The sequence below is a fragment of the Desulfofundulus sp. TPOSR genome (assembly GCF_011393055.1).
Classification (GTDB): domain Bacteria; phylum Bacillota; class Desulfotomaculia; order Desulfotomaculales; family Desulfovirgulaceae; genus Desulfofundulus; species Desulfofundulus kuznetsovii.
In genome coordinates, this window is the sequence record NZ_JAAOEF010000003.1 from 529,681 (window position 1) to 554,042 (window position 24,362).

Annotated in this window: 22 protein-coding genes; 20 read left to right on the forward strand and 2 right to left on the reverse strand. The window is 60.5% G+C overall.

Annotated features, from left to right (window positions below; genetic code table 11):
- Positions 1-13 precede the first annotated feature (13 nt).
- Positions 14-829 (forward strand): hypothetical protein, encoded by an 816-nt coding sequence (locus tag G7K71_RS13485; protein ID WP_166347264.1) that lies wholly within the window; start codon positions 14-16, stop codon positions 827-829.
- A 281-nt stretch (positions 830-1,110) separates the two neighbouring features.
- Complete coding sequence (locus G7K71_RS13490) at positions 1,111-1,752, forward strand: DUF3854 domain-containing protein (RefSeq protein ID WP_166347267.1); 642 nt, start codon at positions 1,111-1,113, stop codon at positions 1,750-1,752.
- Positions 1,753-1,922: 170 nt separating this feature from the next.
- On the opposite strand, the gene G7K71_RS13495 is transcribed toward G7K71_RS13490, so the two are convergent.
- The gene (locus G7K71_RS13495) at positions 1,923-3,254 is read right to left on the reverse strand and encodes a transposase (protein WP_166343144.1); all 1,332 of its coding nucleotides are present in this window, start codon (positions 3,252-3,254) and stop codon (positions 1,923-1,925) included.
- A gap of 442 nt (positions 3,255-3,696) precedes the next feature.
- Between G7K71_RS13495 and G7K71_RS13500 the strand changes: the two genes are divergently transcribed.
- The 8 genes from G7K71_RS13500 (at position 3,697) to G7K71_RS13535 (ending at position 16,529) form a co-directional block, all read left to right on the forward strand.
- Complete coding sequence (locus tag G7K71_RS13500; RefSeq protein WP_166347270.1) at positions 3,697-5,832, forward strand: DUF927 domain-containing protein; 2,136 nt, start codon at positions 3,697-3,699, stop codon at positions 5,830-5,832.
- 455 nt (positions 5,833-6,287) lie between these two features.
- Positions 6,288-6,938, forward strand: a complete 651-nt coding sequence (locus G7K71_RS13505; RefSeq protein WP_166347272.1) for a hypothetical protein — start codon at positions 6,288-6,290, stop codon at positions 6,936-6,938.
- Positions 6,939-7,107: 169 nt separating this feature from the next.
- Positions 7,108-8,811 carry an IS200/IS605 family accessory protein TnpB-related protein gene (locus G7K71_RS13510; RefSeq protein ID WP_166347275.1) on the forward strand — a complete coding sequence of 568 codons (1,704 nt, stop codon included), beginning with the start codon at positions 7,108-7,110 and terminating at the stop codon, positions 8,809-8,811.
- 320 nt (positions 8,812-9,131) lie between these two features.
- The gene (locus tag G7K71_RS13515) at positions 9,132-11,312 is read left to right on the forward strand and encodes an ATP-dependent DNA helicase (protein ID WP_166347278.1); all 2,181 of its coding nucleotides are present in this window, start codon (positions 9,132-9,134) and stop codon (positions 11,310-11,312) included.
- Positions 11,313-11,355: 43 nt separating this feature from the next.
- Positions 11,356-11,769, forward strand: coding sequence for a hypothetical protein (locus G7K71_RS13520; RefSeq protein WP_166347281.1), 414 nt, complete (start codon positions 11,356-11,358; stop codon positions 11,767-11,769).
- A gap of 82 nt (positions 11,770-11,851) precedes the next feature.
- A complete protein-coding gene (locus G7K71_RS13525; RefSeq protein WP_166347284.1) occupies positions 11,852-14,152 on the forward strand; it encodes a DNA polymerase in 2,301 nt (766 codons plus the stop codon).
- Entirely contained in the window at positions 14,128-15,009 is an 882-nt protein-coding gene (locus G7K71_RS13530) for a hypothetical protein (protein ID WP_166347287.1), read from the forward strand. Before G7K71_RS13525 ends, G7K71_RS13530 begins: the two co-directional genes overlap by 25 nt.
- Positions 15,010-15,071: 62 nt before the next feature.
- A complete protein-coding gene (locus G7K71_RS13535) occupies positions 15,072-16,529 on the forward strand; it encodes a DEAD/DEAH box helicase (RefSeq protein WP_166347290.1) in 1,458 nt (485 codons plus the stop codon).
- On the opposite strand, the gene G7K71_RS13540 is transcribed toward G7K71_RS13535, so the two are convergent.
- On the reverse strand, positions 16,507-16,719 hold the full coding sequence (locus G7K71_RS13540; protein WP_166347293.1) for a helix-turn-helix domain-containing protein: 213 nt from the start codon (positions 16,717-16,719) through the stop codon (positions 16,507-16,509). The genes G7K71_RS13535 and G7K71_RS13540 overlap by 23 nt on opposite strands.
- Positions 16,720-16,980: 261 nt before the next feature.
- On the opposite strand from G7K71_RS13540, the gene G7K71_RS13545 reads away from it, so the two are divergent.
- From G7K71_RS13545 to G7K71_RS13590, 10 genes are all read left to right on the forward strand, one after another.
- Positions 16,981-17,346 carry an HIRAN domain-containing protein gene (locus tag G7K71_RS13545; protein ID WP_166347296.1) on the forward strand — a complete coding sequence of 122 codons (366 nt, stop codon included), beginning with the start codon at positions 16,981-16,983 and terminating at the stop codon, positions 17,344-17,346.
- A gap of 377 nt (positions 17,347-17,723) precedes the next feature.
- Entirely contained in the window at positions 17,724-19,181 is a 1,458-nt protein-coding gene (iscB, locus tag G7K71_RS13550) for an RNA-guided endonuclease IscB (RefSeq protein ID WP_166347299.1), read from the forward strand.
- A 45-nt stretch (positions 19,182-19,226) separates the two neighbouring features.
- A complete protein-coding gene (locus G7K71_RS13555) occupies positions 19,227-19,580 on the forward strand; it encodes a hypothetical protein (RefSeq protein ID WP_166347301.1) in 354 nt (117 codons plus the stop codon).
- Between the two features lie 12 nt (positions 19,581-19,592).
- On the forward strand, positions 19,593-20,576 hold the full coding sequence (locus tag G7K71_RS13560; RefSeq protein WP_166347304.1) for a metallophosphoesterase: 984 nt from the start codon (positions 19,593-19,595) through the stop codon (positions 20,574-20,576).
- A gap of 90 nt (positions 20,577-20,666) precedes the next feature.
- Entirely contained in the window at positions 20,667-20,951 is a 285-nt protein-coding gene (locus G7K71_RS13565; RefSeq protein WP_166347307.1) for a hypothetical protein, read from the forward strand.
- A 17-nt stretch (positions 20,952-20,968) separates the two neighbouring features.
- Entirely contained in the window at positions 20,969-22,549 is a 1,581-nt protein-coding gene (locus G7K71_RS13570) for an AAA family ATPase (protein WP_166347310.1), read from the forward strand.
- Positions 22,521-22,814 (forward strand): hypothetical protein, encoded by a 294-nt coding sequence (locus G7K71_RS13575; protein ID WP_166347313.1) that lies wholly within the window; start codon positions 22,521-22,523, stop codon positions 22,812-22,814. Before G7K71_RS13570 ends, G7K71_RS13575 begins: the two co-directional genes overlap by 29 nt.
- Positions 22,795-23,469 carry an ATP-binding protein gene (locus G7K71_RS13580; protein ID WP_166347316.1) on the forward strand — a complete coding sequence of 225 codons (675 nt, stop codon included), beginning with the start codon at positions 22,795-22,797 and terminating at the stop codon, positions 23,467-23,469. Before G7K71_RS13575 ends, G7K71_RS13580 begins: the two co-directional genes overlap by 20 nt.
- 2 nt (positions 23,470-23,471) lie before the next feature.
- Positions 23,472-23,714 carry a hypothetical protein gene (locus tag G7K71_RS13585; protein WP_166347319.1) on the forward strand — a complete coding sequence of 81 codons (243 nt, stop codon included), beginning with the start codon at positions 23,472-23,474 and terminating at the stop codon, positions 23,712-23,714.
- A 16-nt stretch (positions 23,715-23,730) separates the two neighbouring features.
- Positions 23,731-24,168 carry a hypothetical protein gene (locus G7K71_RS13590; protein WP_166347322.1) on the forward strand — a complete coding sequence of 146 codons (438 nt, stop codon included), beginning with the start codon at positions 23,731-23,733 and terminating at the stop codon, positions 24,166-24,168.
- Positions 24,169-24,362 lie beyond the last annotated feature (194 nt).

The window sequence follows — 24,362 nt, forward strand, 5'->3', positions numbered from 1 at the left end:
AGCTGACGAACAGATGGCCAACCCCCACTTCGGAATCTGGCCGGCGGAGGACGACGCGGCCGAATTCGACCCCTTCGGCACCGTACCTTCCGCCGAGGACGAATTTCTGAAAAATACTGAGCTGGAACCGCATGGAGGTGAGTGCGAAGAGTCCGCTCCCGGCCGCCTGGAGCGCCTCATGGCCCGCGTCGCGGCGGTGGAAGACCTCCTGTACGGCAGAAAAGATGAAGATCACCCGGCGGAACTAGTTCACGGCAGGCTTTCCCTCAAGGTCAAACCGTTTGCGGCCTCCCCGGCGTCGTTCCCGCCCGGCGACCCGCACTCGAGGCCGTTCACCCTGGAGGAGGCCGCCCGGGTGCTGAAGAAGCTGGGCATCTGGAACGCGGTGCCGCTGCGCACATACCTTTCCGGCACGCCCCATCAGGATTACGGCGAACCCCTGGGCCGGTGCCAGGTGGTCGAGGCGCGCGTCGCCGGGCGGGAGGTGCACTTCTACCTCCGCTACTGCCGGAGAGGGAAGCGCGGGGGGTGGAGGGTCGCGGGAGCCTTTGCCGCAAGCGACTTCTGCCCCAAAACGGACTGGGAAGAAGCGCTGGGAAAGGCGCCGCGCCCGGAAAAGTTCGACTTCGCGGCGAACGGCTTGACCCCGGGCGCGCGGGTGCGGGTGAAATTCGACACTACGGTTACGGCGCACTCCGTGACCGAAATAACCGGGAAGGTGGAAGGCATTTACCCCGACTTCGCAGTGATCAGGTCGAGCGGGGGTGTCCCCGTCACTGTTCACAGGACTGACATCGCGTGCGGGTTCGCGAAAATTTCGCGCATGTAGCGCCGGGAAACATTGTCCCGGCGCTGTTTATTTTCCGGGGGCCGGTTTTGCCGCACCGGAAAGCCGCCTCCTTTTCTTCCCTTTTTCCCCGCCCCGGAACGCTCAAGGCGTACCGGGGCCTTTTTCTTTAAGAGTACCTCCCTTTTTCCGGGGTAATGCGGCGGGGACGCCCGCCGCACCCCCTGAATTTTTATGATCCCCGCCGGGAATATACCTGAATTCAGTCGGGGGAGGACGTCAACTCCGGAAAAAGGGCGGTACCCAGGGGAGGTATTTGCAAAATGGCAGCGGGTAAAAAAACCAGCAAAAAACCTCTTTCCGAATCCCATAAGACCAGGCTCATAAACAACGGAATACCCGAAGACCTGATCGAAGCCGCCGGGATTTTCTCCGTAACGGCGGAAGAAATATTCCAGCTGACAGGGGTGAAGGTGCACTCCACCGGCATCGCGTTCCCCTACCCGGGCGAGTCTGACGGCTACCTCCGCGTGCGGTTAGACCAGCCCCTGGGCGACATGAAGTACGTCGCGCCGTGCGGGGCGGGATGCCGCCTCTACGTACCCCCGGGAGCCAAACTTGACGCCCCGCTGGTGGTAATCACCGAAGGGGAGAAAAAAGCGCTGGTTGCCGCGTCGCGCGGCATAAACTGCGTCGCCGTTGCCGGCATCGACGCCTGGCGGGAAAAGGGGCCGCTGGGGGAAAAACAAACGCCCGAGGCCGGACTCCTCGGGCGGCTGAAAAAAGACTGGTCGGTCCAGACGGTAGTACTGGTCTACGACTCCGACATAACCCAGGCACACAAGCGCTGGGGCGCTTTCCCCGCGCTTGCGGAAATATTATACAGCCTGGGCACCGAAACTGTCAAGGTTTTCTCCCTGCCGAGCTATTTGCGTTGTAAACATTTTTGCCCTCTGGGAGGCTAACGCCCATACCAGACATGGACGTTTTCCAAGCCATAGGACAGAGATATTAACCTAATATTGGGGCAAATGGCTTATATATCCTTTACCACCCCTGTCAAAGGGCATACTTACCCTAACACCCCCTTGGGGGGGCGCCCTTCCCGTAGTGTAATTTCTCCGATTGGTCCTTCTCAGGCCGCCTTTACCAGGCTTCTCAAATTTATTCCTTGTTTTTGTCGTAGCCGGCCTACGGCCATCGCCAGCATCACCATCAGGGCCAGTGCACAACGCAGCTTCATCTTTTTCAGGCCCCGTATAAAATGCTTTTCAAATCCATAGACCTCATCCAGACGGGCATTTACCCTTTCCACGGCCGTACGCTTCTTATAGGTTGTCTTCCATTTGTAACTGGACCGCGCTAAGGGCGTGAAGACCCGCCGGTCTTCTGCCAGAGGAATACGCACTCCACCCGTTGCGGAACACTGCTCCATTCCCCGGCACTTCACCCCGTAGTGCCGGGCAGGACAGCGATATTTCAAGGTTCCCCGGTCCTTTTCAAATCCCCCGAAAGCCATCTCGCGACGCTTGTTTGTCTCGGGACAGTGGCAATAAACCGTTCCACAGTAATCGTAAACGATGTTCCCTTTACCGGTCACCAGCCGCGTCTCCTCGCCGTCCTGCCACATATTACGGATGTCAATCACGGGCTTGATCTGGTATTCGTCCCATAGTTTCATGGTTAGTTTGATGTCATCATAGGCTTTATCCGCCGCTAATGCCTCACAACGATCTATAATCTCCGGATTTTGTTCGACCACCCGTTCAATCAGCTTATGCCCCTCTTTCACGTCACTGGCTGATGCTCTTGTCACCGTAAAGCCTACGGGTAGCTCATATACAGCATCAACTATGAGATGAAGCTTGTAGCCAAACCAGGAAACTACTTTTTCCCACAGGGTACCGTCTTTTCTGCGCCCCCGGTACGTTTTCTTACCAAAGTCGGCATCAGTGTCGCGGCGCCCATCAGGCCTTTGAACCTTTTCTTCTTCATCCCGCTTTTTGCCCCGGGCCAGACTGTTAATAGCTTTACTGTCCAGGGCCAGCACCCGCCCGAAATCCGGTAACAGGGTACTTATTTCATCCACCAGCCGCGTAAATATTTTTTCCACTTCATCGGCGTGCTGCATCAGTTTTACTAACATGCGGCTGTATACATAAGAAGGTGGAACGGCATCCTCGCCCCGAGCTGGATCAAACCCACATAGTTCCCGCAACTGGGCATTCCGCTTAAGTTCCCGCCGCAGACTCTCAACAGACGTGTGCTGAAATACGACCCCGGCCAGGATTGAGTTCCAGACCGCTCGTACCGGGTAATCGTTGCGGCCGTGCCCACGTTCTCGCTCCAGCTTTTGTATCAGTTCCTCGTCGGGTAGATATTCGAGAACCAGGACCAGGCGTTCCAAATCACCCAGTTCGTCAATTTCCCGCCACCCAAAAAGTCGTTGTTGTGGTATAATAGCCATAAGGGAAACCTCCTCTGGTTCTTTTTTGGGGATATAAAAAAGAATTCGCCAGAAAAGGAGGGTTCCCTTCTTATTTCTCATCCTTTTTCGCTGTTCCTTTGTTTTTCTTCTTTGGGGTCAATTTTGCTAAAACGATATCTGCCCATGCCCACAACCCGCATAAAACCTGAACCGTGCCGGGGTAAAATATTTATGTCAATGCCCTAAAACGGCCTATTCATCTTTACTTCCGAACATCGCAATTAGCTCCCTGCCGGAACTGCCCGGCACGGACAAGACCGGTCTGGACGACTTCATCCTGGCCTACGAAAAGGCGGGAGAGGACGGCGCCGCGCGGTTTCAGGACCTGGCCGGGTCCGCTCAGGAATGGCTCCCCACGGGTACAGGGGCTGAAAAGTATGCGGTCAAACGACTCAAGCCGGACGCGGACCCGGAGGAACAGGTGAAGGGCGCCGCCGCGCTGCTGGCCGCCAAGGGAGAGTTCGTTCTGGAGCAAACCCTCTTGAACGCCGGGATGAAAAAGTCCGCCGTCAAGATGCTCCTGAAGGCGGCCAGAAAACTCCTGAGTGAAGCGGAAGCACGGCAGAAGTGTACCTGGAAACTGGCTCCCGGTGGAGACGGGGAGCCGGATGGCGGCGTCACCATCGTCTCACTTTTCCCCCCAGCGGCGGAGGTCGTTCCGCCGGATTTCCCCATGCCGCCCAGGAACCTGGAGGGGTGGAGCTGGGACATCCGGGACGGGAAGGTAGTGCGGTACAAGGCGGACCAGGAAGGAAACGTGATTGTCCGGCCCGGCCTGGACACCGTGGCGCTCCTCACGGCGTGGCTCTCCCCCGTGGAGGAAGGGGACGAGGAGAAGTGGGAGCTGGCCTGGAGGCAGAGCGGGCAGTGGGTGCGACGGCACTTCTCCTCCGGCGTGCTCTTCGACACGAGGGAGAAGCAAACGCTAATCAAGGCCGGGGTGGAAATAAACAGCAACAACGCGGATGCAGCGGTAGACTGGTTCCACTCCCTCCGCGTACTGGTCACCCAGGGCGGGGTGTCTTTGCCCACGGTGCGCACCGTCAGCCGGTGCGGCTGGCACAAGTTGGGGGATAAGCCGCTCTTTGTGCTCGGCCACACGGTTCTCGCGCCGGGTGATAGTGCGGCCGCCGCGGGCGGTGGTGTTGCGCCCGAAATAGAAAAGCCGGACGACGTGGAGTGGGCGGGGGACATCTCGCCCCTGGAGAAACAGATCCTGGCGGGATTCGGCACCCGCGGCGACCCTGAAAAGCAGAGGGCGTTTCTCCTGGACGCCTGTCTCAAGTACCCGCAGGTAGCCTTCGGCATAGGGTGCGCGGCGGGGGCGCCATTAATCAAGATAGCTCAAGAAGCCGGCCTGGCCCCGGACTTTTCGGGGTTCACAGTGCTTATGCGCCCGGTGGACGCCGGACGGAAGAGGCACCAGGGGAAGACCACCTGGAGCCAGGTGATCGCATCGTTTTACGGCAACCCGGCGGTCGGGGAGAACGGCCGGATCCGCTACGCCAACCGCACCGGCGTGTCCAACGGGGTGCTCCTGTCCACCTGTTGCGACCTGACCGTCCACCTGGACGAGCTCCAGGAGATGGGGAAAGGTGTACGAAAAGGGTCCAAGAACGAAATTGAATCCTTCGTACGCATGGTCACCCAGGGGATGGACCGGGAGCGCGGGGCGCGGGGCGGCGGCGGCCGCCGGACGAGGACGTTCCGGGTGGTGGTGTTCGCCACGGCCGAGAGCGACGTCACCGCGAGCTTCGACGTCGGGGGCGGGGCGCACGACAGGATACTGAAGCTCCCCCAGCTCCTCCCGGAGGAGAGCGACGAGAACCGGGCCGAGGCGGAGCGTATGGAAAGCTTCTGCCTGAAAAATTACGGCCACGCGGGGAAGGAGTACATAGCCTGGCTTCTCGGCTTGATCGAGGCCGGGAAGGAGGATGAGGTCGCCGCCGAGATCGAACGGGCGGTCGCCGTGATCCGCGGCCATTACCTGCCCGCCGACGACAGGCGCGGCAGCGCCGGCCGCCTGGCCACCCGGGCGGCGGTGGGCCTCGCGGGCCTTTCCCTGTGGCTGGAGAGCGTCGGAGTCCCAAAGGACATCGCCGGAAAGATACTGTCCCGCTTTTTAGAAGCGTGGCGGATGGTGTGCGAGGGAATACCGGCTGAGAGGATGGACGAGGAAATCCTGGCGGTTGTCCAGGGTTACGTCGCGGCCAACCAGGAAGCCATACACGGCCTCCGGGAAAATGAGAAGGCGCCGACGAAGTGGGTCGGGGCGAAGGCCACCGTCCAGGGCAAGGAATGTATAGTGCTTTTCGAGAACGGCCTGGCCGAGGAGATCGAGCGCCGGACGGGGATGCCCTACAAGCAGGCCCGGGAGGTGCTGAAGATGGCGGGGTTGATCGTTACGAGGAAAGAAGGGGATAAGACGAGGTATACGCAGAAGGTCAACAAAGGCGATCTGAAAGGTATCGGCCTGGCCTTCCCCATTTCGGTTTTGTTTGGAGCCGAGGCGTGTGAAGAAGCCGGATGGTGCGAAACCGAAGACGTGCCCTTCTAATTTTCGTTCCATGTTCCCACTATGTTCCCACTATGTTCCCACTCGAAGGTCAAAGTGGGAACATGGTGGGAACATCGAAAAAATGCCCTCAAACCCTTGGGGGAGTAAGCACAGCGGGATTTGGAAAATTTTGTGGTGGGAACATCGGTGGGAACATGCTCGAAGCCTTGATATATAAGGGATAGAGGGTATTTTTGACCTTAATGTTCCCACTAAAAATGATCGTACACCTATATATAGGCCCCCTTGATCACCTTTTTTCAAAAAAATATATACCCCCTATATATAGGGTTTTGTGTGTAAACTTTTTTTAGTGGGAACATTGAGCTGGAAATTGACCTCTAAGCCTTGAGCCGCAAGGCCTCGGGCATGTTCCCACCATGGTGGGAACATGTGGGAACACGATTCTGGAGGCCGCTTGTATCAAGGCTTCCCGGGATCGGGATGTTCCCACCATGTTCCCACCAGATTCTCACTTTCAAAAAATCCAGCAACGACGGGGGTTTCCGGGAATGGGTATATTTGACATATTTTCCAGCCGGGAAAGCGGTAAGGAAATCTGGGCTTTCGAAGTCCTCTACTGTCCCAGGAAGCGGCTTTGCGGGAACTGGGTCGACGTTTCCGAACTTTCTTCGGAAGAGCAGGAACGGGTGCGGTGGCTCCGCGACCACGAACCATCGCGGACCCTGTGCCCGCGGTGCCGGGAAAAACGCCTCCGCTACTACCGGACGGAGCACCCGGTCTACCGCTTCGACGGCTTCATAGCGACCCTGGTGCCGCGCAACGACCTCCCGGACTACAACCTCGTCCTCGACCGCTACTGGGAGGAGTGCATGAGGGAAGCCAAGCCGTTCCTGGTTCTCCAGGCCAACGCCCGGTACTACGCTCTGGAGTACGACCTGACTACGACCAGGCGTAGGGACGGCGGTCTCCCGGCGGTTTCCGAGAGGCGGTGGTACGATGAAGTGTTCAGGAGGTATGCGGCGAGATACCGCAGTTATCTTGCTTTTTCCCCGGTGCGCGGGACGCTCTTCTGCCTCCCGGAGAAGGCGTACGAGGCCGCCGGGGCGGTGCTTGAATTTTGGAACGGTGCGCGGGGGCTTTAACGGCTTTTTACTGCGTAATTGAGGAGGTTTGCAGCAGCTACCAACAGGCCGACAAATATTGATAAAACATAACAAAGCAGTTGCAATATACTATGGAACTCTTAACCATCAGCAAAGCGGCAAAAAATCAGGCAGGGGTTTCGGGAAGTGATTGCGGGAGTGTTGCAGGATGACGAAGCCGAAAATAAAGAAAACGGTTAACCCAGAAGACGGCCTGAAATACACCGTCTGTGGCGAGTTTTTCCCGGAAGTCTACCCTGACATTCGCTCCCAGAAGTGGGGCCGGGGCGACGAAGACCCCCTGACCACCGAGATGCGTCTTTTTTGCGCCTGTACCCGATGGGCCTTCAACCGGATATTGGAAGGCCGTTTCCGTAAAGAACTCAAAAAAGAAGGCCAGAAGTTATTTGGCATAAACTCCCGTTTTTGTGACGATGCCATATTAAAGGCAAAGGCCGTTATTGAATCGCAGCGAGAACTGCTGGTTTTGGAAGTTGAGGAAACGGAAAAGAAGCTGGCCCGGGCCAGGAAGAAACTAGACCGGGCGGAAAAAGACCTGGCCATAGCGATAAAAACTGGTAATCCGGTAAAAATCGAGAAAGCCGAACGCATCGTACACGGCCGCAAAGCGCGGGTCAAAAAACTAAAGACGAAGCTGGATGAACTGAAAACCCATCAAAATAACGGCACCATACCCACAGTAGTTTTTGGCGGCCGTTCTTTGTGGAAGCGGGTCTGCAGGGGTAGAGCCGCAAAAGAAGAATGGAGGCAAGCCCGACAGAACAGGCTTTTTGCCCGCAGCGACGAAACCAAAGGCGGCAATCCGAATATCAAGATAAGCTACCGGAACGGGGATTTTTCCCTGTCAGTAACCATTTCTCATCTGTCCGAGCAGAAAGGGATGGACAAGAAGGGCAGACCGGTAATGACGAAGGCACCCCGGGTAACGGGGAAGCTCTGGCTGCCAGAGAAGCACCGGTTGAAGGTGTGGGAATTGCTCCTTTCGGGCGCGCCCTACACTGTGGAACTGATCAGGGGCAGGGACGGCCGGTACAGGGTGCACATTTCCTTCGCCATAACAGCACCTGAACCGGTGACCAATCCCAACCGGGGCTACTTAGGGATGGACACCAACCCGGACGGTGTGGCTCTGGCCAACGTCCATTATTTCGGCCAGCCTGAACCCTGGCCCGAAGGGTTTACCGTACCACACCCGAAGGCCCTGCACAAATTTGCCGGGGAATTCCAGGTGACGGTACACCCGAACGGTTTTCTGTACATCAAGATACCGGAACTTGCTTACAGCCGCGGGTACCGGCGCACCTATCTGATAGGCGTGCTGGCCAAAGTGGTGGTGGACATCGCAAAAGCTCTGGGTAAGCCCATCGCGTTGGAGGACCTGGACTTTGGGAAAGACCGGCTGGATACCAATAAGAAATTCAACCGCATGGCGGCCAACTTTCCGTTCAAGAAGATAATCGAGTCCGTCATGCGGAGGGCATCCAGGGAAGGTGTGGGCGTAAAACCGGTCAGGCCGGCGCACACGTCTACCATTGGCTATTACAAGTACATGGAGCGGTACGGGGTAATTATCCACCACGCCGCCGCTTTGGTTATCGCCCGGCGGGCGATAGGCTTCAGAGAGCGCATTACCAGCGAGTTGAAGCAAAAAATTCGAGTCATCAAAGAGAAGCTGAACCAAAGAGTTAATTCCTTACCCGGGGAAGGAAAAGGGATGACCCGAAAGGTGAAGCGGCTCTTCAACCGGTTGGAAGGAAAGATTCCCGTTCACAACGGGCTGACCCGTTTTAAACAGGAATCGTTTTATTCCGTCTGGCATGACTTGAAGCAGCTCGCTTTATCAAGTAGGTGACCCCGTTTAGCCGGTGTCGGACAAACCGGTAGGCCGTATCTAACAGATCGCGGGAGGCGTCCGGCACTCAAGAAACCTGAGTGCTGGACCGCGAAATGGTCAACATTGATGAAGGCGCAAGCCGGAAGTGCCTGTTTCGCGCAGTTCTCCCGTCCGGGTGGGACTCCCGGGGCCGAGGTCTCCCTGTCGCTATAGCCTGCTCCCAGGGATAGGCAAATCCAATCCAGAAAGGAGCGAAAGCCTGGTCATGGGGAGGCCGGGTTCACAAAAACTAACAATTGTTAGGTATTGTGAGCTTTTTTGAACCAGGAAACGGTAAAATGCCGCAACGAGAAGAGCCGGGGAAAAAACGGAAAAAAATCGACCTTCCTGACGCCGTTGAGGCGGTTTTCACCTCCGCGCCCGGACTGAGCCGCCGCCCCGGGCAGGTGCGCATGGCCAGGGCTGTCGCGCGGCTCCTGCGCGGCGAGTGGCCAGCCCTGGCGGTGGAGGCCGGCACCGGTACCGGCAAGAGTTTGGCGTACCTCGTCCCCGCGATGCTTTACGCCCTCCGTGAGGGCGGGCGGGTGGTCGTGGCCACGCGGACGAAGAACCTCCAGGAACAGCTGGCCGGGAAGGACGCACTGCTCGCGGCGGATCTCGTAGCGCAACACATCGACGTTTCCCCTCCCGCGGTGGCGGTGCTTAAAGGGAAAGGCAACTACCTCTGCCCGGCGGTCCTGGAAGACGAACTCAAGAAGGCCAGGAAGAAGGACCGCCTGGCCAGGCGTGCATGGAGGATGGATAGGGAAGTGCGCGAAACCAAGGAGCCGAGCCCACCGGTGTTTTCCCCCAGGACCGCCTTCCTGGCGGCGTTAAAACTCTGGACGGAAATCGGCGGGAGCGGCGAACTCGACGACTTGCCCGCCTGGCCCGGTCTTGCGGGGAACGGGGCCGAGCGGGAGCGGTGGTTCCACTCGGTCAGCGCGGCGTCGCCAGCCGCGGAGTGCGCCGGGTGTCCCGCCGCGTGTTCATTTGCGCGGGCGAGGCGGGAAGCGGGTGGAGCCCGCATTGTCATCACCAATCACGCCATGGTGGCCGCCGACTTCGTCCTGCGGCGGAAAACGGGGAAGTCCGTGTTCCACGGGCGGGATGAAGCACCGCCGGACGTGTTGATCATAGACGAGGCCCACAACTTCCCGGAATCGTTCAGGGACGCGCTGGGAACTCACTTCTCCCGCCTCCGCTGGGCGCGGTTGCGGGGCGACCTGGAGAACTCCATCGACAGCCTCTCCTTTAGGGTGCTTGCCCGCCTGGAAGGAGCGGAACGGGAGAATTTCATTCGGGAAAAGGAAACAGACATGCAAAAACTCCGGGAGCTGGCGGGCCGGGTCGACAGGGCCGTGGATCTCCTCGTCCGGAAATACTCCGGGGCGGAGCACCGCCGGCCGAGGTACCCGGGCGAAACCGGCGGGGAAGAAGAAAACGCCGCCGTCCTGGCGGGGGAATTTTTCGGAGTGGCTGAAAACATTTTGAAACGTTACGTGGATCTTTGCGGCGACGTAGACAGGGACCTGACCCGGAAGGCCGACAGGTTGCTGGCGAGGATGGCCGAGCTACGGGAAGCTCTTTCCCGGGCCGTTTTGATGAATGACCACTACCGGGCCGGCGGGAACGACGCATGCTGGGTGGAGGGAGGGGTTTTCCACGCCGCCCCGGTAAGACTCCAGGACTACTTGCCCTGTTTATGGGGCCTATATCCAGGCGGGGTCGTCTTCACCAGCGCCACACTGTTCCCGTTCCCTCAGTCCGACGGGTTCCGGTGGTTCCGGGAGGAATTCGCACTCCCGGAGGACACGGCGTGCGGGGTGGTCGAAAGCCCGTTCGACTACGGAAGGCAGATGAAACTGTACGTGCCGACCGACGCCTGCCTGTCCCCAGGGAGCGGAGAAAAGCCGCGGCGGCTGGCCGAACTGGTGGCGCGTGTGGCCGGGGCCACGCCGGGCGGCGTGCTCGTCCTCTGCACCTCCCTCCGGGAAATGGAAGCGGTGAAGTCCTCCCTGGCAGGGTTGCTCTCCCCGGACAGGGTTCTCCTCGTCCAGGGTGACGCCGGGAAAGGGGAACTGTCCCGGCGGTTCGCCGCGCACGGGAGGGCCGTCCTGGTCGGCTTCGATTCTTTCTGGGAGGGCGTGGATTTCCCGGGTGACGTCCTCACGGCGGTCGTGATTTCCAAGCTGCCGTTCCCCGCGCCGGACGACCCCATCGTGGAAGCCCGGACTTACCTGGCGGGTGGCGGTTGGCCCGCGGCGCGGCGCGTCAGCGTCCCGCTGTGCGCCGTGAAGCTGAGGCAGGGCGTGGGGCGGCTGATCCGCCGGGAAACCGACGCCGGGATCGTGGTCATAGCCGACCCGAGGCTTTCCGCCAGGCACAAAAAGCTCCTGGAGGTCCTGCCGGTCACCCCCTGGGTCGGTCCGGTTTTCCCGCGGGAACAAGACCGCTACAGTGAAACCTCTCCCGCTTGAAAAGAAGGAGTTCTCTGAGCGGATTTCGATAGAGGTGATTTGAATGCCGGGACTGTTGTCTGAAGTTGAAAACAAACTTATTGAGACGGCCACAGCCGGTACGGAAATACCGTGTCAAGAGCCCGGGTTTTCGGAAAGGGAAGCCCTGGCCATGTTCCGGGAGGCCGTGGCCCGCGCCGGGGCGGTGTGCGGCCCGGGTGTCTTGGAGTGGTGCCGGGACAACCGCCCGGATCTGTGGGAGGCGGTCAGCCGCGCGGAGCGGGACTTCGACACCGCGTACCGCGCCGGGGACGCCGCCGGGTGCCGGCGGGCTTGCGGGGACTACGTGGCCGCCTTCGAGGCTATGGTCCGGGAACACGCCGGGGCTTCGGGCGTGCGCACTTCCGCGGACGGACTTAAGGCGCGTTTAAAAGGTCCTGAGGGCGGAGATGTTTCGGGAATATTCATTTTTCGATAAACCCCTCTTAAAATCCCTTCCAGAGCGTCTGGCGGGGGTTTCAAGGCCGGGGGACAATCCTACCGGTGGCGTCCAGCTGTCCTTGTTCCCGGAAACCCCGAAAGAGGAGCCGAAAACGCCGGGCCGGGACGGCGACAAATACTGCCTGGCGACACGTCCCCCGGATAAGGATGGGTTTCGCTCTCCGTGGCGGGCGTGGCTTGACGCCGTGGATGTGGTGACGGTGCCGGACCTGGCGGGGTGGCGTGCGGTGCTGAACGAGGCCCGCGCGGTGGGAATATGTGGGCTGGATACCGAGACCACCGGGCTGGACCCCCTTCAGGCTCAAATCAGGCTGGTTCAGCTGGCGGTGCCCCTGTATCCGGCAGGAGAAAAGCGCCTGGTGGTTCCGGACGGCAGAGGACCGGAGCCCGGCAGCGGAGCGAAGGTGCGTGTGCTGGACCTTACCGCCCTGCCGGGTCAGGAATGCCGGGAGGCGCTGGAAGCCCTGGCGGAACTGGTGGCCGACCCGGGCGTGGTGAAGGTGGGGCACAACCTGAAGTTCGACCTGGCCTTCCTCCGGGCCACCCTGGGCCGGCGGTTGCCGGTGGAAAGGATATTCGACACCATGCTCGCCAGTCAGTTGGTTACGGCAGGGGACTTCGTTCCGGAGTCCCAGTTCGCGGAATATTGCGAAGCGCACGGCATCAGGGTGGAGAAGCACGGTAACGAAAAGACACGCTACTTTGACCGGCACGGGCACGAAATCCAGTTTGAACGGGACACGCAGAAGGCCGTCCGGCCGGTGTACCCGACCCATTCTCTGCAGCAGGTGGCCCACCGGCACCTGGAAATCTGGCTGGAGAAGGAGTACCAGGTCAGCGACTGGACCGCCGGGGAATTGTCGGAGAGACAGATCCGGTACGCCGCCGAGGACGCGGCGGTGCTCCTCCCGTTGCGGGAAATACTCGTCATCCTGTTGCTGAAAAACAGGCTTGTCTCAACCGCGCAGCTGGAGTTTTCCTGCGTTCCCGCCGTCGTAGAGATCGAGCTGTGCGGGATGTTCTTCGACGCCCCCAGGGCCCGGGAGCTCCTGGCCGCGGCGATAGACGAGGCCGCCCGGTACCGGGAAACTTTAGTCGTTCTGGCCGGGAATGCCGGGTTCCGGGCGCGACCGAAGAAGAACGCGGGGAAGAAGTATTCTCCCGAGTTGAACCCCGACTCCGGGGCGGACTGCGCGGACTGCCTCAAACTTCTGGCTGAAAGGGAGGGGGTCCTGGCAGGGAGCGGGAAAGCCTTCGAGATATCGGGGGAGGAGATGGACCTGGACACCCGCGACGAGACGCTCTCCCGCCTGGCATCCCGTTTGCCGGAGGGGAGCGCGCTCCGGGAATTCGCCACGGCTCTACGGACTTACCGGGCGGCGAAAAAGCGGGCGGACTTCTTGAAAAAGTGGCTCGAACTCCAGCACCCGGCAACGGACCGGCTTCACCCGGATTTGCGGCAGATTAATCCCCAGGGAGTGGGGAGGTTTTCGGCTTCGAATCCCAACCTCCAGCAGTCTCCCCGGGGCTCCGACATCCGCTCCCTGTTCCGCGCGCCGGAGGGCCGCAAGCTGGTGGTGGCGGACTACGAAGCCATTGAGATGAAGCTGATGGCCGAACTCAGCGGCGACGCCAACCTGGTAGCCGCGTTCCGGGAGGGGGCGGATATACACCGCCGCACCGCCGCGGCGATCTCCGGAAAGCCGGAAGGAGAAATTTCCAAAGAGGAGCGGCAGGCGGCCAAAGCTTGTGGCTTCGGGCTTATCTACGGGATGGCCTCGGATACTCTGAGGCTGTATGCCGAGACCTCCTACGGCGTAAAAATGACTCCGGAAGAGGCCGAGGCTTCCAGGGAGGCCTTTTTCCGCGCATACCCTGGCGTGGCCGCGTGGCATGCCAGGCAGGAACGGAAGATGTTCGAGGACGGCTTCGAGACTTTCTGGCGGCATGATTTCGAGAGGGGGTTTTTCAAAGAGAAGCGGCCATGCATCCGCACCCTTGGCGGGCGGTTGAGGGTGTGGCCTGTGGTGAAGCAGGAGCGTAAGAAAGGCAACGGCGGCTATCTCAGGAAAGCCGGGTCGAAGAATGAATTGTTCAACAGCCCTGACCAGGGAAGCGGCGCTGATGTGGCTAAATGTTCTCTGGCTCGGCTGTACCGTGAGTTCCTGCAGCGCGGGTGGGAAGATGTGTGGCTGATCGGTTGCGTCCATGATGAGCTGATTTTGGAAACTTCGGAAGAAAAAGCAAGTTTGGTTGCGGAATTACTTGGTTCGGTAATGGAACTGGCTGGTGCTCACTTTGTGCGGCTCGTGCCGATTACAGTAGAGGCGGCAGTATGCCGAAGCTGGGCGGAGAAATGAAGCGTGGTGGGGTGCGGCATGGTGCGGTCAGGCTTGGCATGGCATGGTTCGGCGCGGCCCGGCGTGGTCCGGCTGGGTTCGGTGGGGCGAGGCTTGGCTTGGGTATGGAGGAAACCGGGGGCGGCATAGGTTCGCTTCCCGGTTTCCTTTCCCCCACTTTCTTTTTCGGAATGTCCCAGGTCCATTTTTTCTTGAAAGAAACTTTTTCGGGGGTGGTCATTGTGGCTATCGCGAAATTAACCGATCAATCTCTGGAAGGGAGGACAATTGGTTCGACCATTGTAATGCCCCACTACGCTATGCGTGTGAGGATCCAGGGCATTTCCAGGCTCTTGTTTCACCGGTACGACCCCGAGGCTGTGGAGCGGAAGAACAAGGCGTCAAAGGGTTCGAGGGAGAAGAAGACGGACAACTTGGAGAGTTACCTCTACCGTGACCTGGATGGGTATCTGGGAATACCCGCTACCAACATCAAGGCGTGCATCCTGAATGCCGCCAAACACTTTTCCGACCCCCGGAGTACGGGGCAAAAGAAGCAAGCGAAAGAGCTTTTCGCCGCCACCATCTTTGTTGAGCCAGAAATGTGTCCGGTGCTGGTAGACGGGAAGAGAATTAAGGAGCCGCAATTCGTAGACCGCCGGGGCGTAGTGGTGCAGAGGAGTCGGGTCAACCGTGAGCGGCCAGGTCTCTTGCCTGGGTGGCAGTGTGAATTCACGGTGAACGTACTCGCACCCGAATACGTCACTCCGGAATTGCTCCGTGACGTGCTTTCCGTAGCGGGCCGTTTCGTAGGCCTTGGTGATTTCCGCCCTGATTTTGGGCGGTTCCAGGTGGTCTCAACTGAGATGGCAGGTTAAGAGATTGAGATGAGAAGTTTGCTGTCGGCGGTGAACTACCCGCCATCGCGGAAAGAAAGAAGGTGGTCAGGCTGTTTAAAATAATTGTTGACAGCATGATCCGCATCCCCGACGCGGGGGAGGTCAGGCGGCGGCATCCCTGGTTCTGGGCCGCTCTGGCAAGCGACCTTACCATCCCCAACCCGGCTTACCAGGAGGCCGTCAGGTACGGCCGGAGCGTTTACAGGATCCCGACGAATATTTCTCTTCTCGAAACCGACGCGAGGACGGGGGCGGCCTTGCTCCCCCGTGGCTACGCCGGGCGGCTCCTGGGCCTCCTGAAAAAGCACGACGTCCCGTACATCCTGGACGACCGGCGGTTCGTCCTGCCTGCCGTACTGTTCGGTTCACGGGTACGGCTACGGGACTACCAGGCGGAGGCGGTCGAGGCGGCTTTGAAAGTCACGCAGGGGGTGATTCAGGCTCCGGCGGGCAGTGGGAAGACGGTGATGGGCTTGGAGATAATCGCCCGGCTGGGACAGCCGGCCCTGTGGCTGACCCACACCAGGGACCTGGCGGAACAGGCGGTCGAACGGGCGGTTGCTTTGCTGGGGCTGCCGCGGGAAGAAATTGGAGTTATCGGAGCGGGCAGGGAAAAGATAGGCCCGCGTTTGACCGTGGGCATAGTGCAGAAGATGGCGAACATGGACCTTTCCACCCTGGCGGGGAGGTTCGGGGCGGTGGTAGTTGACGAGTGCCACCACTCCCCGAGCTTAACCTGGAAAAATATAGTCAACAGGTTGCCCGCCAGGTACAGATACGGGCTCACCGCCACGCCGGACCGCGCGGACGGCCTGGAGGTAGTTACCGAGCGGGTCATCGGCCCCCTATTGTACGCTGTTTCCCGGGATCGGGTCGGCGCGCTGGTCGTCCCCCGTTTGGTGACCGTCCGCACGGGGTGCGCGTCGGCGGCCTGGTCCAGGTACCAGTCGCTGGCCGCGCAGTGCAGGGAAGCCGGTGTCAAGCCTCCCCCGGTTCCTTACAACGAGATCCTGGACGAAATCCTGGGCGACCCGGAGCGCAATCGCCGCATTGTGGAGGTTCTAGCCCGGGAGTGTCCGGGGCACTGCTCCCTGGTGCTTTCGGAGCGGGTGTCCCACTGTGAAGAGGTTGCCGGGAGGTTGAAGGAGCGGTGTCCCGAACTGAGAACTGCCGTGGTTCACGGGAGGCTCGGCAGGACCCGGCGGCGGCAAATTCTGGCGGATGTGAACGCCGGGAGACTTGATGTCTTATTTGCCGTGGACATTGCCAAAGAGGGACTGGATATTCCCCGCCTCGACCGCCTGTTCCTGGTGGCCGGAGGACGCAACGCGGCGGAAATCGAACAGAAGGTGGGCCGGATCCAGCGCCCCTTCTCCGGAAAAAAGGAGGCGGTGATTTTCGATTTCGTTGATGAGAAGATAGGCGTCTTCCTGGCTCAGTACAGAGTCAGGTTGAAGGTGTACAGCAAACTTGGGATCAATTCCGTTCCCGCTTCTTGACATGCTGGATCACGTCCTGGATCTCGCAGTCCAGGAAGTCGCAGATTTTGTCGAGCGTCTCCATCGAGACATATTCGCCCTTGCTTATTTTAGCCAGAGTGGCCCCCGAAATGCGGAGCTTTTCCCGGAGGTCCTGAAGTTTCAGGTCTTTGTCGATGAGCGTTTTGAGCAAAGGCTTGTACGTGAACACGGTTTCTCCCTCTTTCTCAAAACCTTTTGTAAGATATTATAACCGAAAGGTTTAGAATTGAAAACAAAAAGTTTTAAAAAACCTCTTGACGGGAGGTTTATTTTTGTCTACAATAGGTTTAGAAATCTAAACTTTTAGTTGATCATTTAAAAAATAGGGGGCTGCTCTCGAATGCTCGACCGCTCTCTCGTCTTCACTTTAGCAAATAGGCTCTGTAAGCTCGGGGTTCCCCGCCCGGACGCACTACGTCGGGCCTGGAGGATGATCAAACAAAAAAGGTTTGCCACCAGGGTTGCGGGAGTCACTTTTGGTAAGCGCCAGGAAGCATTAGAGAGGCTGGCGAAGTACCCTGCCGGCGCCGTGCGGTTCCGACTGGCGCGCGAGCCGAACGGGTTCGACCCGAACGCCGTGGCGGTGTACGTAGAAGTAGCCGGCAAAGGCCGGTACAAAATCGGGTACCTCCCGCGCGGGGTTGCGGCGCTTTTTTCGGCGGTCCTGGATAGAGAGGGAACGGCGGTCCGGGTGGCGGAGGGCCGGGTGACCGGCGGCCGGTACGCCGGGTGGAACCGGGGGTTGAACCTGGTGCTGGAGCTGGCCGGGTGCTCGGGCGTGCGGGAGGCGGCATAAGTCTACGGTGTTCTAAAATTTTTCCGTCAACCACCCCCCACTGAAGTGGGAGGCATGATTTAATGCTTCTCCTTCAGCCGGAGGGTGTTCCCGGTTTCCGGGAACGCCCTGGTTGACCCGACCGCAGTTGAGGGGTGGCGGCCCTGATGAAGCTGCAGCAGTTGGTCGGAGCGGCTAAATACCCACCCTGGATGCTTCTCCAGTCTCACGCCCTGGGAGTTCCGGCGGCAGACAACCCCTGGGGTAGGCAGAAACGCGCCGGGACATGTGCCCCCGGCCAACAAGGTTTAGGAGAGTCTCCCGTGCCGCTACACGGAGGGGCGTTACAAGGCCCTTGCGGGCTTCCCCGGAAGGGGAAACGAAAGGAGTGCTGGGATTTGGTTGCCGTCTTAGACAGGAAGAAGCGTCCTTTGGCGCCGTGTTCGGAAAAAAGGGCGCGCCAGCTCTTGGAGCGGGGCCGCGCCGTGGTATACCGCATTTACCCCGTCTTCACCATCCGGTTAAAAGACCGCCTTTTGGAGGAGTGCGGCACTCCGCCGGTCCGTTTGAAGGTTGACCCGGGGGCAAAAACCAGTGGCTTCAGCCTTTTAAGGGAAGACTCGGCGGAGCGCGCAACAGTGGTCCACCAGTCCCACCTGGTACACAGGGAGGACGTCAAGGACCGTGTTGATACCCGGCGGGCCTGCCGGAGGGGCCGGAGGAACCGGCACACCTGGTACAGGGAACCCCGCTTCAACAACCGGCCGAGGGTAAAGTGCCGGGTGTGCGGCAGGAACGCTCGAAAGGGTAAGGACACCTGCCGGGAACACGCGGGCGTGCCGCGCGACCTCTATCCGAAGGAAGTGTGGCTGCCCCCTTCGCTTAAAGCGCGTTTAGACGAACTGTTGTCCTGGGTGCGCCGGTACTGCCGCATCTTTCCGGTATCGTCCATTTCGGTCGAGTGGGCCAAATTCGACACCCAGAAGCTCCAGAATCCGGAAATTTCCGGTGTAGAATACCAGCACGGTACCCTTTTCGGCTACGAAGTAAAAGAGTACCTTCTGGAAAAGTGGGGTCGAAAGTGCGCTTACTGCGGCGCTGAGAACGTTCCGCTTGAAGTGGAGCACGTGGTGCCCAGAAACCCGAAGCGCGGCCCCAAAGGTACCGACCGCATTTCGAACCTGACTCTTTCCTGCAAGGAGTGCAACGACGACAAGGGCAACAAACAGCCCGAGGAGTGGCTGGAGGAGCTGAAGAAGTCCGGGAAGGCAATCGACCGGGTGCGGGCGGAGAACCTGCCGAAGGTGCTGGCCCAGCTGGAGGAACCTTTAAAAGAAGCTGCCTTCATGAATGCCGTCAGGTACGCTCTGGTCAACGAGCTGAAAAAGCTGGGCTTTCCGTTGGAGCTGGGCACTGCTGCGCAGACGAAGAAGAACCGCTTACGCCTGGGCCTGCCCAAGCTCCACTGTTACGATGCCGCCTGCGTCGGGGAGAGCACCCCGGCAACAATAAACGGCCTTGACTCCCCCATAGCCGTCATCCGCGCTGTCGGCAGGGGTACCCGGAGGATGTGCAACACCGACGCTTATGGCTTCCCGGTGGGCCACCGGGGAAGGAAAAAGCTCCACTACGGTTTCATGACAAACGACCTGGTTGCGGCGGACGTCCCGAGCGGGAAATATGCGGGCAGGTATGTGGGCTTCGTCGCCGTGCGCGCCTCCGGCTACTTCGACATAAAGGATGTTTCCGGCCACCGGTTGGCCCAGGGGGTAAGCTGGAAGCACTGCTGGTTAATCCAGAGATTTGATGGCTACACCTACGGAAGGGAGGTGCCGGCGCATTCCTTCCCCCAATGAATTGGGAGGCATCCTGCGCCGAATGATCGTGAAGAGGTGGGTTCAATGCCAAAAGTGATCAGGAGGGTGCCGGCGGAATACGTTGTTGAACAGATCGGCGGCGGGGTTATATGCCCCAACTGCGGGGCCGGCAACTGGAAGAGGACTACTCCGGAGAAGTGCTCCATTTGCGGAAGGATGGAAGTGCCGGACCCTGTCAGGCATATCGAGAGGCGCATCCCGGGCTATGTGGAAGTGCGGTGCGACTGCGGCAATACCGTCATCTGTGAAGGTTTCACCAACACCTGTGACCGGTGCGGGCGGGATTATAACTGGAACGGGACGTTGCTCGCCCCGCGCAGTCAGTGGGGTGAAGAAACCGGGGAAACGGAAGCGGACATATTCCTGGGTGCTGAATAGGGGGCGGTAAAAATGCGGCTGCTGTATTTCACCGACACCCACCTCCGGGGCACCGCGCCGGCGGCCCGCACGGACGACTTCGGGACCGCCGTCAGGGACAAGCTGGCGGAAGTGGTCCGGCTGGCTAACGAATTAAGCGTTTCCGCTGTCCTCCACGGAGGGGACTTGTTCGACCTCCCGGAACCCGGCCTGGGCCAGGTAGGGGAATACCTGGAAATACTGCGGGGGGTCCACGCACCGCTCTACGTGGTGCCGGGGAACCACGACGTGTACGGCCACAACCCGGCTACCCTCCCGCGCACCCTCCTGGGCTTCCTGGCCAGGATGGGCCTGGTCCGTTTGCTGGACCGGGAGCCGGTGTACCTGGAGGGCGGAGGGGTCAGGCTCCAGCTCACCGGCCGGGGCTACCACGCGGGGATCGACCGCCGGGACCCGGCCCTGGACTACACCGTGGAGAAACGGGACTGCGATTTCGCCGTCCACGTGGCGCACGGTATGCTGCTGCCCCGTTCCGTGATCTCCTCAGCCCCCTTCCTCCCGGCGGCGACCGCTGCCGAGGAAGTCCTGGAGGCGACGGGAGCCGATTACACCCTGGCCGGTCACTACCACATGCCCTGGGAGATTTGGGTCGGCGGCAAAGTGGCGTTAAATCCCGGCGCGCTGGTGAGGCTCTCCGCCCACTCTGAAGAGATCGCGAGGACGCCCGGGGTGGTGGTGCTCGAATGCTCCGGTAGCGGCATTTCGCACCGGTACGTGCCGCTGGAGTGCGCGAGACCGGGCGAGGAGGTGCTGAGCCGCGCCCACCTCGACGCGGCGCGGGCCAGGGAGGAGAGCCGCGCGGCGTTCCTTGCGGGCTTGGAGTTGTTCCGGGGCGAGCGGTTCGCGGTCATGGAGCCGGAGGAAGTGCTGAGGGAGGTCCTCGCCCGGACGGGCGCGGGGCCGGAAGTGGAAGCGGAAGCGTGGCGGAGGTTTCAGGTGCGGGTTTCGACGATGTAGCTTAACCGGCAGAGCATGCTCCCTAAAGTGCAGGGGTGCGGGTTCGAGTCCTGCCCGGCGGCTCCATAAAAACCAAAGGAAGTGGTTTCTATGCCTGAAGTCCACAAGTACCATTTTTACTTCCGCATCGAATCAAAAGCGGAAATGGCGGTTGACGAAGACGGCAGTCCCATAGAGTGCTATGCCAGAGTTGGCCTTGATAGAGATGAGCCTTTTTCTGACGGAGAATATGAAGAGACCGCCGGGAAGTTGGCCGAGGTTCTGGCGGAGCTCCTCGAAATTGAGAGAAGATATGTTGTTCCAGTCACCAAGGAAGACTACCTGGCCAATGCTGCTGATGATGACAACGATTTTGTCCGTAAAGCGCTTGATTAAGGAACAGGTGGTAGGAAATGTTCATCGACAAACTGACCATCGAAAACTTCCAGTCCCACCGGCACACTGAAATAAAGCTCTCACCCGGCGTCACCGTACTGGTCGGCGAGTCCGACGCCGGCAAGTCGGCGGTAATCCGCGCCCTGAGGTGGCTTTTCCTGAATGAGCCGCGGGGTTCGGGTTTCGTCCGCCAGGGCGCGTCCGGGTGCCGGGTAGCCGCCCTGTACTCCAGCGGCACCGGGGTCGAGCGCCGGAAGGACGGGGGGCGCAACGTTTACACCGTCACAAGGCCGGACGGACCGGAGGACGTTTACGAGGGGTTCGGCGCCTCTCTCCCGGACGAGGTCGCGAATGTCACCGGCGTCCGGCGAATCGATGCGGGTGGGGCGTCCTTCACCCCCAACGTGGCCGGCCAGCTCGACCCTCCGTTCCTCCTGGGTGAGCCGGGTTCCGTGGGCGCGGCGCTCCTGGGGTTGCTCTCCCGGGCCGACGTGTTCGACGCCGCGCTGAAGGACACGCTGGCGGACACCGCGAGGCTCCGGAGGGAAGCCCGGGCGCTGGAGGACGAGATCGCTTCCCTGGACGGGGAGCTGGAAAAGTACGCCGACCTGCCGCGGTGGGAGGAAGCCCTGGGGGAAGCGGACCGCTTGCTCGAGGAAGCTGGGGCCGCTTCCGAGAGGAAAGCCGTGATGGAGGCGCTTTTTTCGGATCGGGCCAGGGCGAAAGCCTCCCTGGTGGAGGCAAAAAAGGTGCTCGTGGCCGCGGCGGGACTGGACGCGGCGGCGGCCCTCCTCGCGGAGGCGGACGCGGATGCGGCAGTGCGGAGCGCTCTGTACCGGCTCCGCGGCGAAATCCTCTCCCTGCGGGGTGAGCTGAAGAGTGCGGGGGAAACGCTGGAGGCCGCCCGGGGTTGCCTGGAGGCCGGGGCTATTCTTGAAATTGCCGGCTCCCATGCCCGTGAACTGGCGGCGCTGAAGGCCGCGAGGGAGGACGCGGACTATCTTCGCCGCGAGGTCCGCGTTTCCGGGGAAATCGCCGGGGCCGCGGCGGGCGCGGAAGCCGCGGGTATTGCCCTGGTTGAGGTCGCGGCCTTACAGGAAAAGAAAGCGCGTCTTATGCTGGCGGTCGCCGGGATGAAGGAGGCGGCCGGGCAGGTGGCGGCGTCCGCCGGAATTCTGGAGAAGACGGAAGGCGCCGGTGGGGCGGAAAAACTATTAGCCGAATTGGAGGACGACCGGGGACGATTCAGAGTGCTGGCGGATTTGCAGTGCCAGTTGCGGGAAGCGGAAACGCTCGTCGAAGAGTCCGCCCGGATCGCCGGAGCGGGGAAAGCGGCCGGTGAGGCCGGGGACCTTGTAGACGCCCTGTTATCGCTGGTCGGTAAGCGTGACGCATTGGCCTGTGCGCTGGGCGAGTACCGGCGGACGGAGTCCGAGGTCGCCGCGGCTAACGCGCAGGAAGCTGGAGCCCGCGCGGCGCTGGAGCGGGGGGCGGAGGAACTGGGGAGCTTGCTGAAGGAATTGGGCCGGTGCCCGGTGTGCCTCAATAAAATCGAGGGGGAGGATGTCCGTGAAATCGTTGAACAGCTTGTCAGCTGACCGGGAAGAGTACAGGATCGCCCAGCTGAAAAAGCGCGTCGAAGAAGCGAAAGCCGCCCGCGCCGCGGCGGCCGCCAGGAAGGAGATGGCCGAAAAGCGCCTGGCAGAGGTGGAGGCCCAGATCCGGGCGATGGGCGTGGAGCCGGACAGGGTCGAGGAGGAGATCGCCCGGCTGGAGCGCGAGATCGCGGAGAAGATCCAGCGGGTCGAGGAACTGCTGAGGCCGTTCGAGGAGTTGGTTGCCCGTGCTGGCGTCCCTGCTTGAGAAAGCTGATATTGTCCGTGCCGAGTACGAGAGGCGCCGCGGCCGCTTCGAGCAATTGTCCGAGATGAGGCGGCGCAAGGCCTCTCGCCTGTCCGAAGTGGAGCGGGAGACGGTTCGGTTGGAGAAGGTGGCTGACGTGTTCCGCGCCGCTTCCGAGGCGGCCCGCGAGAGGGCGCGGCAAAAAGTGGAACGGGTGGTCACTGACGCCCTCCGGGCCGTGTTCGGGCCGGGTGTCGAGTTTGCCGCGGAGATCGTGGACCGGCGGGGCCGCCCGGAAGTCGAGTTTTCGATAATTTCCGATTACGGCGGTGCTCACGTCAGGACGCCGGTCCTGGACGCCCGGGGAGGCGGGGTAGTGGATGTGGTGTCCCTTGCCCTGCGGGTGCTGGTGGCCGCTGCTGTGTCTCCCCCGCAGGCCCCCGTTCTCCTGGACGAGCCGGGCAAGCACCTCTCGGAAGGCTACAGCCGCGCCCTGGGGGAGCTCCTCAAGGCCGTAGCGCGGGAGACCGGACGTCAGTTCGTGGTGGTGACCCACGACCCGAGGCTGGCCGAGGCGGCGGATGCCGTGTACCGGGTCGAGATGGTGGGCGGGGAGTCGAGGGTTTCAAAAGTTGCAGGTAATTGCCCGAACATAGAACTGAAGGAGGGGTGGTAAGATTGAGCAGGCTTTCTTACCGGGACGCCGTTTCCAGGGCCATTGCCAGGGCCGTTGATGTCTATTACCAGTCCGCCCCGGGAGGAATGGAGGCAGAGTTGGTCGAGCGCGTATTCCAGGAATACCTGAATCACTTCCGGAGGATGCTGTGGGGATCGGAAAACGTGAAGGACTTTCTTGTTGCAGTGGAAGGGACTATCGGCCCTCTATCCGACTGGGTGGGAAAGGATTTGCTCCAGCCGTAAGCGAGGGGGGCATGGGATGGAAATCGGAAAATCGTACTCCCACGGAGGGCGGGTGGTGCGGTACCGCCTGATTGCCTTCGGGAAAATTGGTTTTCAATTGGCCTGGAGTTTAATACCCGGCGACTGGTGGTACAAAGACTGTCCTGGCGACAGACCGTTCTTGTGGGTTGGCAAGCATACTACTGCAAATTCAGCAACAATTGGTTTTTTTGCAGGTAGGTTGGCGCTGCTTGTCGGTATCGCGTGGCGGGGAAAACTCGGCGAAAAAACAGGAAGGGGTGGTCACGATGGCCGGTTACGGCAAAAACCGCCGGTTGAGTTCGCTGTGCGTCAACAAGCACTACAAGCCGAAAAGGTGTCCCAGGTGCGGCAGCGTTTTTGTCCCTCTGAGCGGGAGAGCATTGTATTGTTTTTGTTGCCGCCGGTAACGTGGCAAAAACCTTTCGTGGGGTAGAGATAAGTTTTGCACAGGAAAGCTGTTTTAAAACTGGTTACGGAATGGGCATGGGCGTACAGGGCGACTCTGGTGCCCCTTTTGGTGTTATCAGTCATCGCAGCGTTGTGGACGGAATTTTCGCTGTCACACGGTTACCCGCGGGACGTAGTTCCTGAACCTATTTAAGCTCCATCTATACAGCGCGTAATACC

Bases quoted from the DNA above. Each gene is read 5' to 3' on its own strand.
- G7K71_RS13485 (WP_166347264.1), top strand. From the start codon at position 14: ATGGCCAACCCCCACTTCGGAATCTGGCCGGCGGAGGACGACGCGGCC.
- G7K71_RS13490 (WP_166347267.1), top strand. From the start codon at position 1,111: ATGGCAGCGGGTAAAAAAACCAGCAAAAAACCTCTTTCCGAATCCCAT.
- G7K71_RS13495 (WP_166343144.1), bottom strand. From the start codon at position 3,254: ATGGCTATTATACCACAACAACGACTTTTTGGGTGGCGGGAAATTGAC.
- G7K71_RS13505 (WP_166347272.1), top strand. From the start codon at position 6,288: ATGTTCCCACCAGATTCTCACTTTCAAAAAATCCAGCAACGACGGGGG.
- G7K71_RS13510 (WP_166347275.1), top strand. From the start codon at position 7,108: ATGACGAAGCCGAAAATAAAGAAAACGGTTAACCCAGAAGACGGCCTG.
- G7K71_RS13515 (WP_166347278.1), top strand. From the start codon at position 9,132: ATGCCGCAACGAGAAGAGCCGGGGAAAAAACGGAAAAAAATCGACCTT.
- G7K71_RS13520 (WP_166347281.1), top strand. From the start codon at position 11,356: ATGCCGGGACTGTTGTCTGAAGTTGAAAACAAACTTATTGAGACGGCC.
- G7K71_RS13530 (WP_166347287.1), top strand. From the start codon at position 14,128: ATGCCGAAGCTGGGCGGAGAAATGAAGCGTGGTGGGGTGCGGCATGGT.
- G7K71_RS13545 (WP_166347296.1), top strand. From the start codon at position 16,981: ATGATCAAACAAAAAAGGTTTGCCACCAGGGTTGCGGGAGTCACTTTT.
- G7K71_RS13555 (WP_166347301.1), top strand. From the start codon at position 19,227: ATGCCAAAAGTGATCAGGAGGGTGCCGGCGGAATACGTTGTTGAACAG.
- G7K71_RS13560 (WP_166347304.1), top strand. From the start codon at position 19,593: ATGCGGCTGCTGTATTTCACCGACACCCACCTCCGGGGCACCGCGCCG.
- G7K71_RS13565 (WP_166347307.1), top strand. From the start codon at position 20,667: ATGCCTGAAGTCCACAAGTACCATTTTTACTTCCGCATCGAATCAAAA.
- G7K71_RS13570 (WP_166347310.1), top strand. From the start codon at position 20,969: ATGTTCATCGACAAACTGACCATCGAAAACTTCCAGTCCCACCGGCAC.
- G7K71_RS13590 (WP_166347322.1), top strand. From the start codon at position 23,731: ATGGAAATCGGAAAATCGTACTCCCACGGAGGGCGGGTGGTGCGGTAC.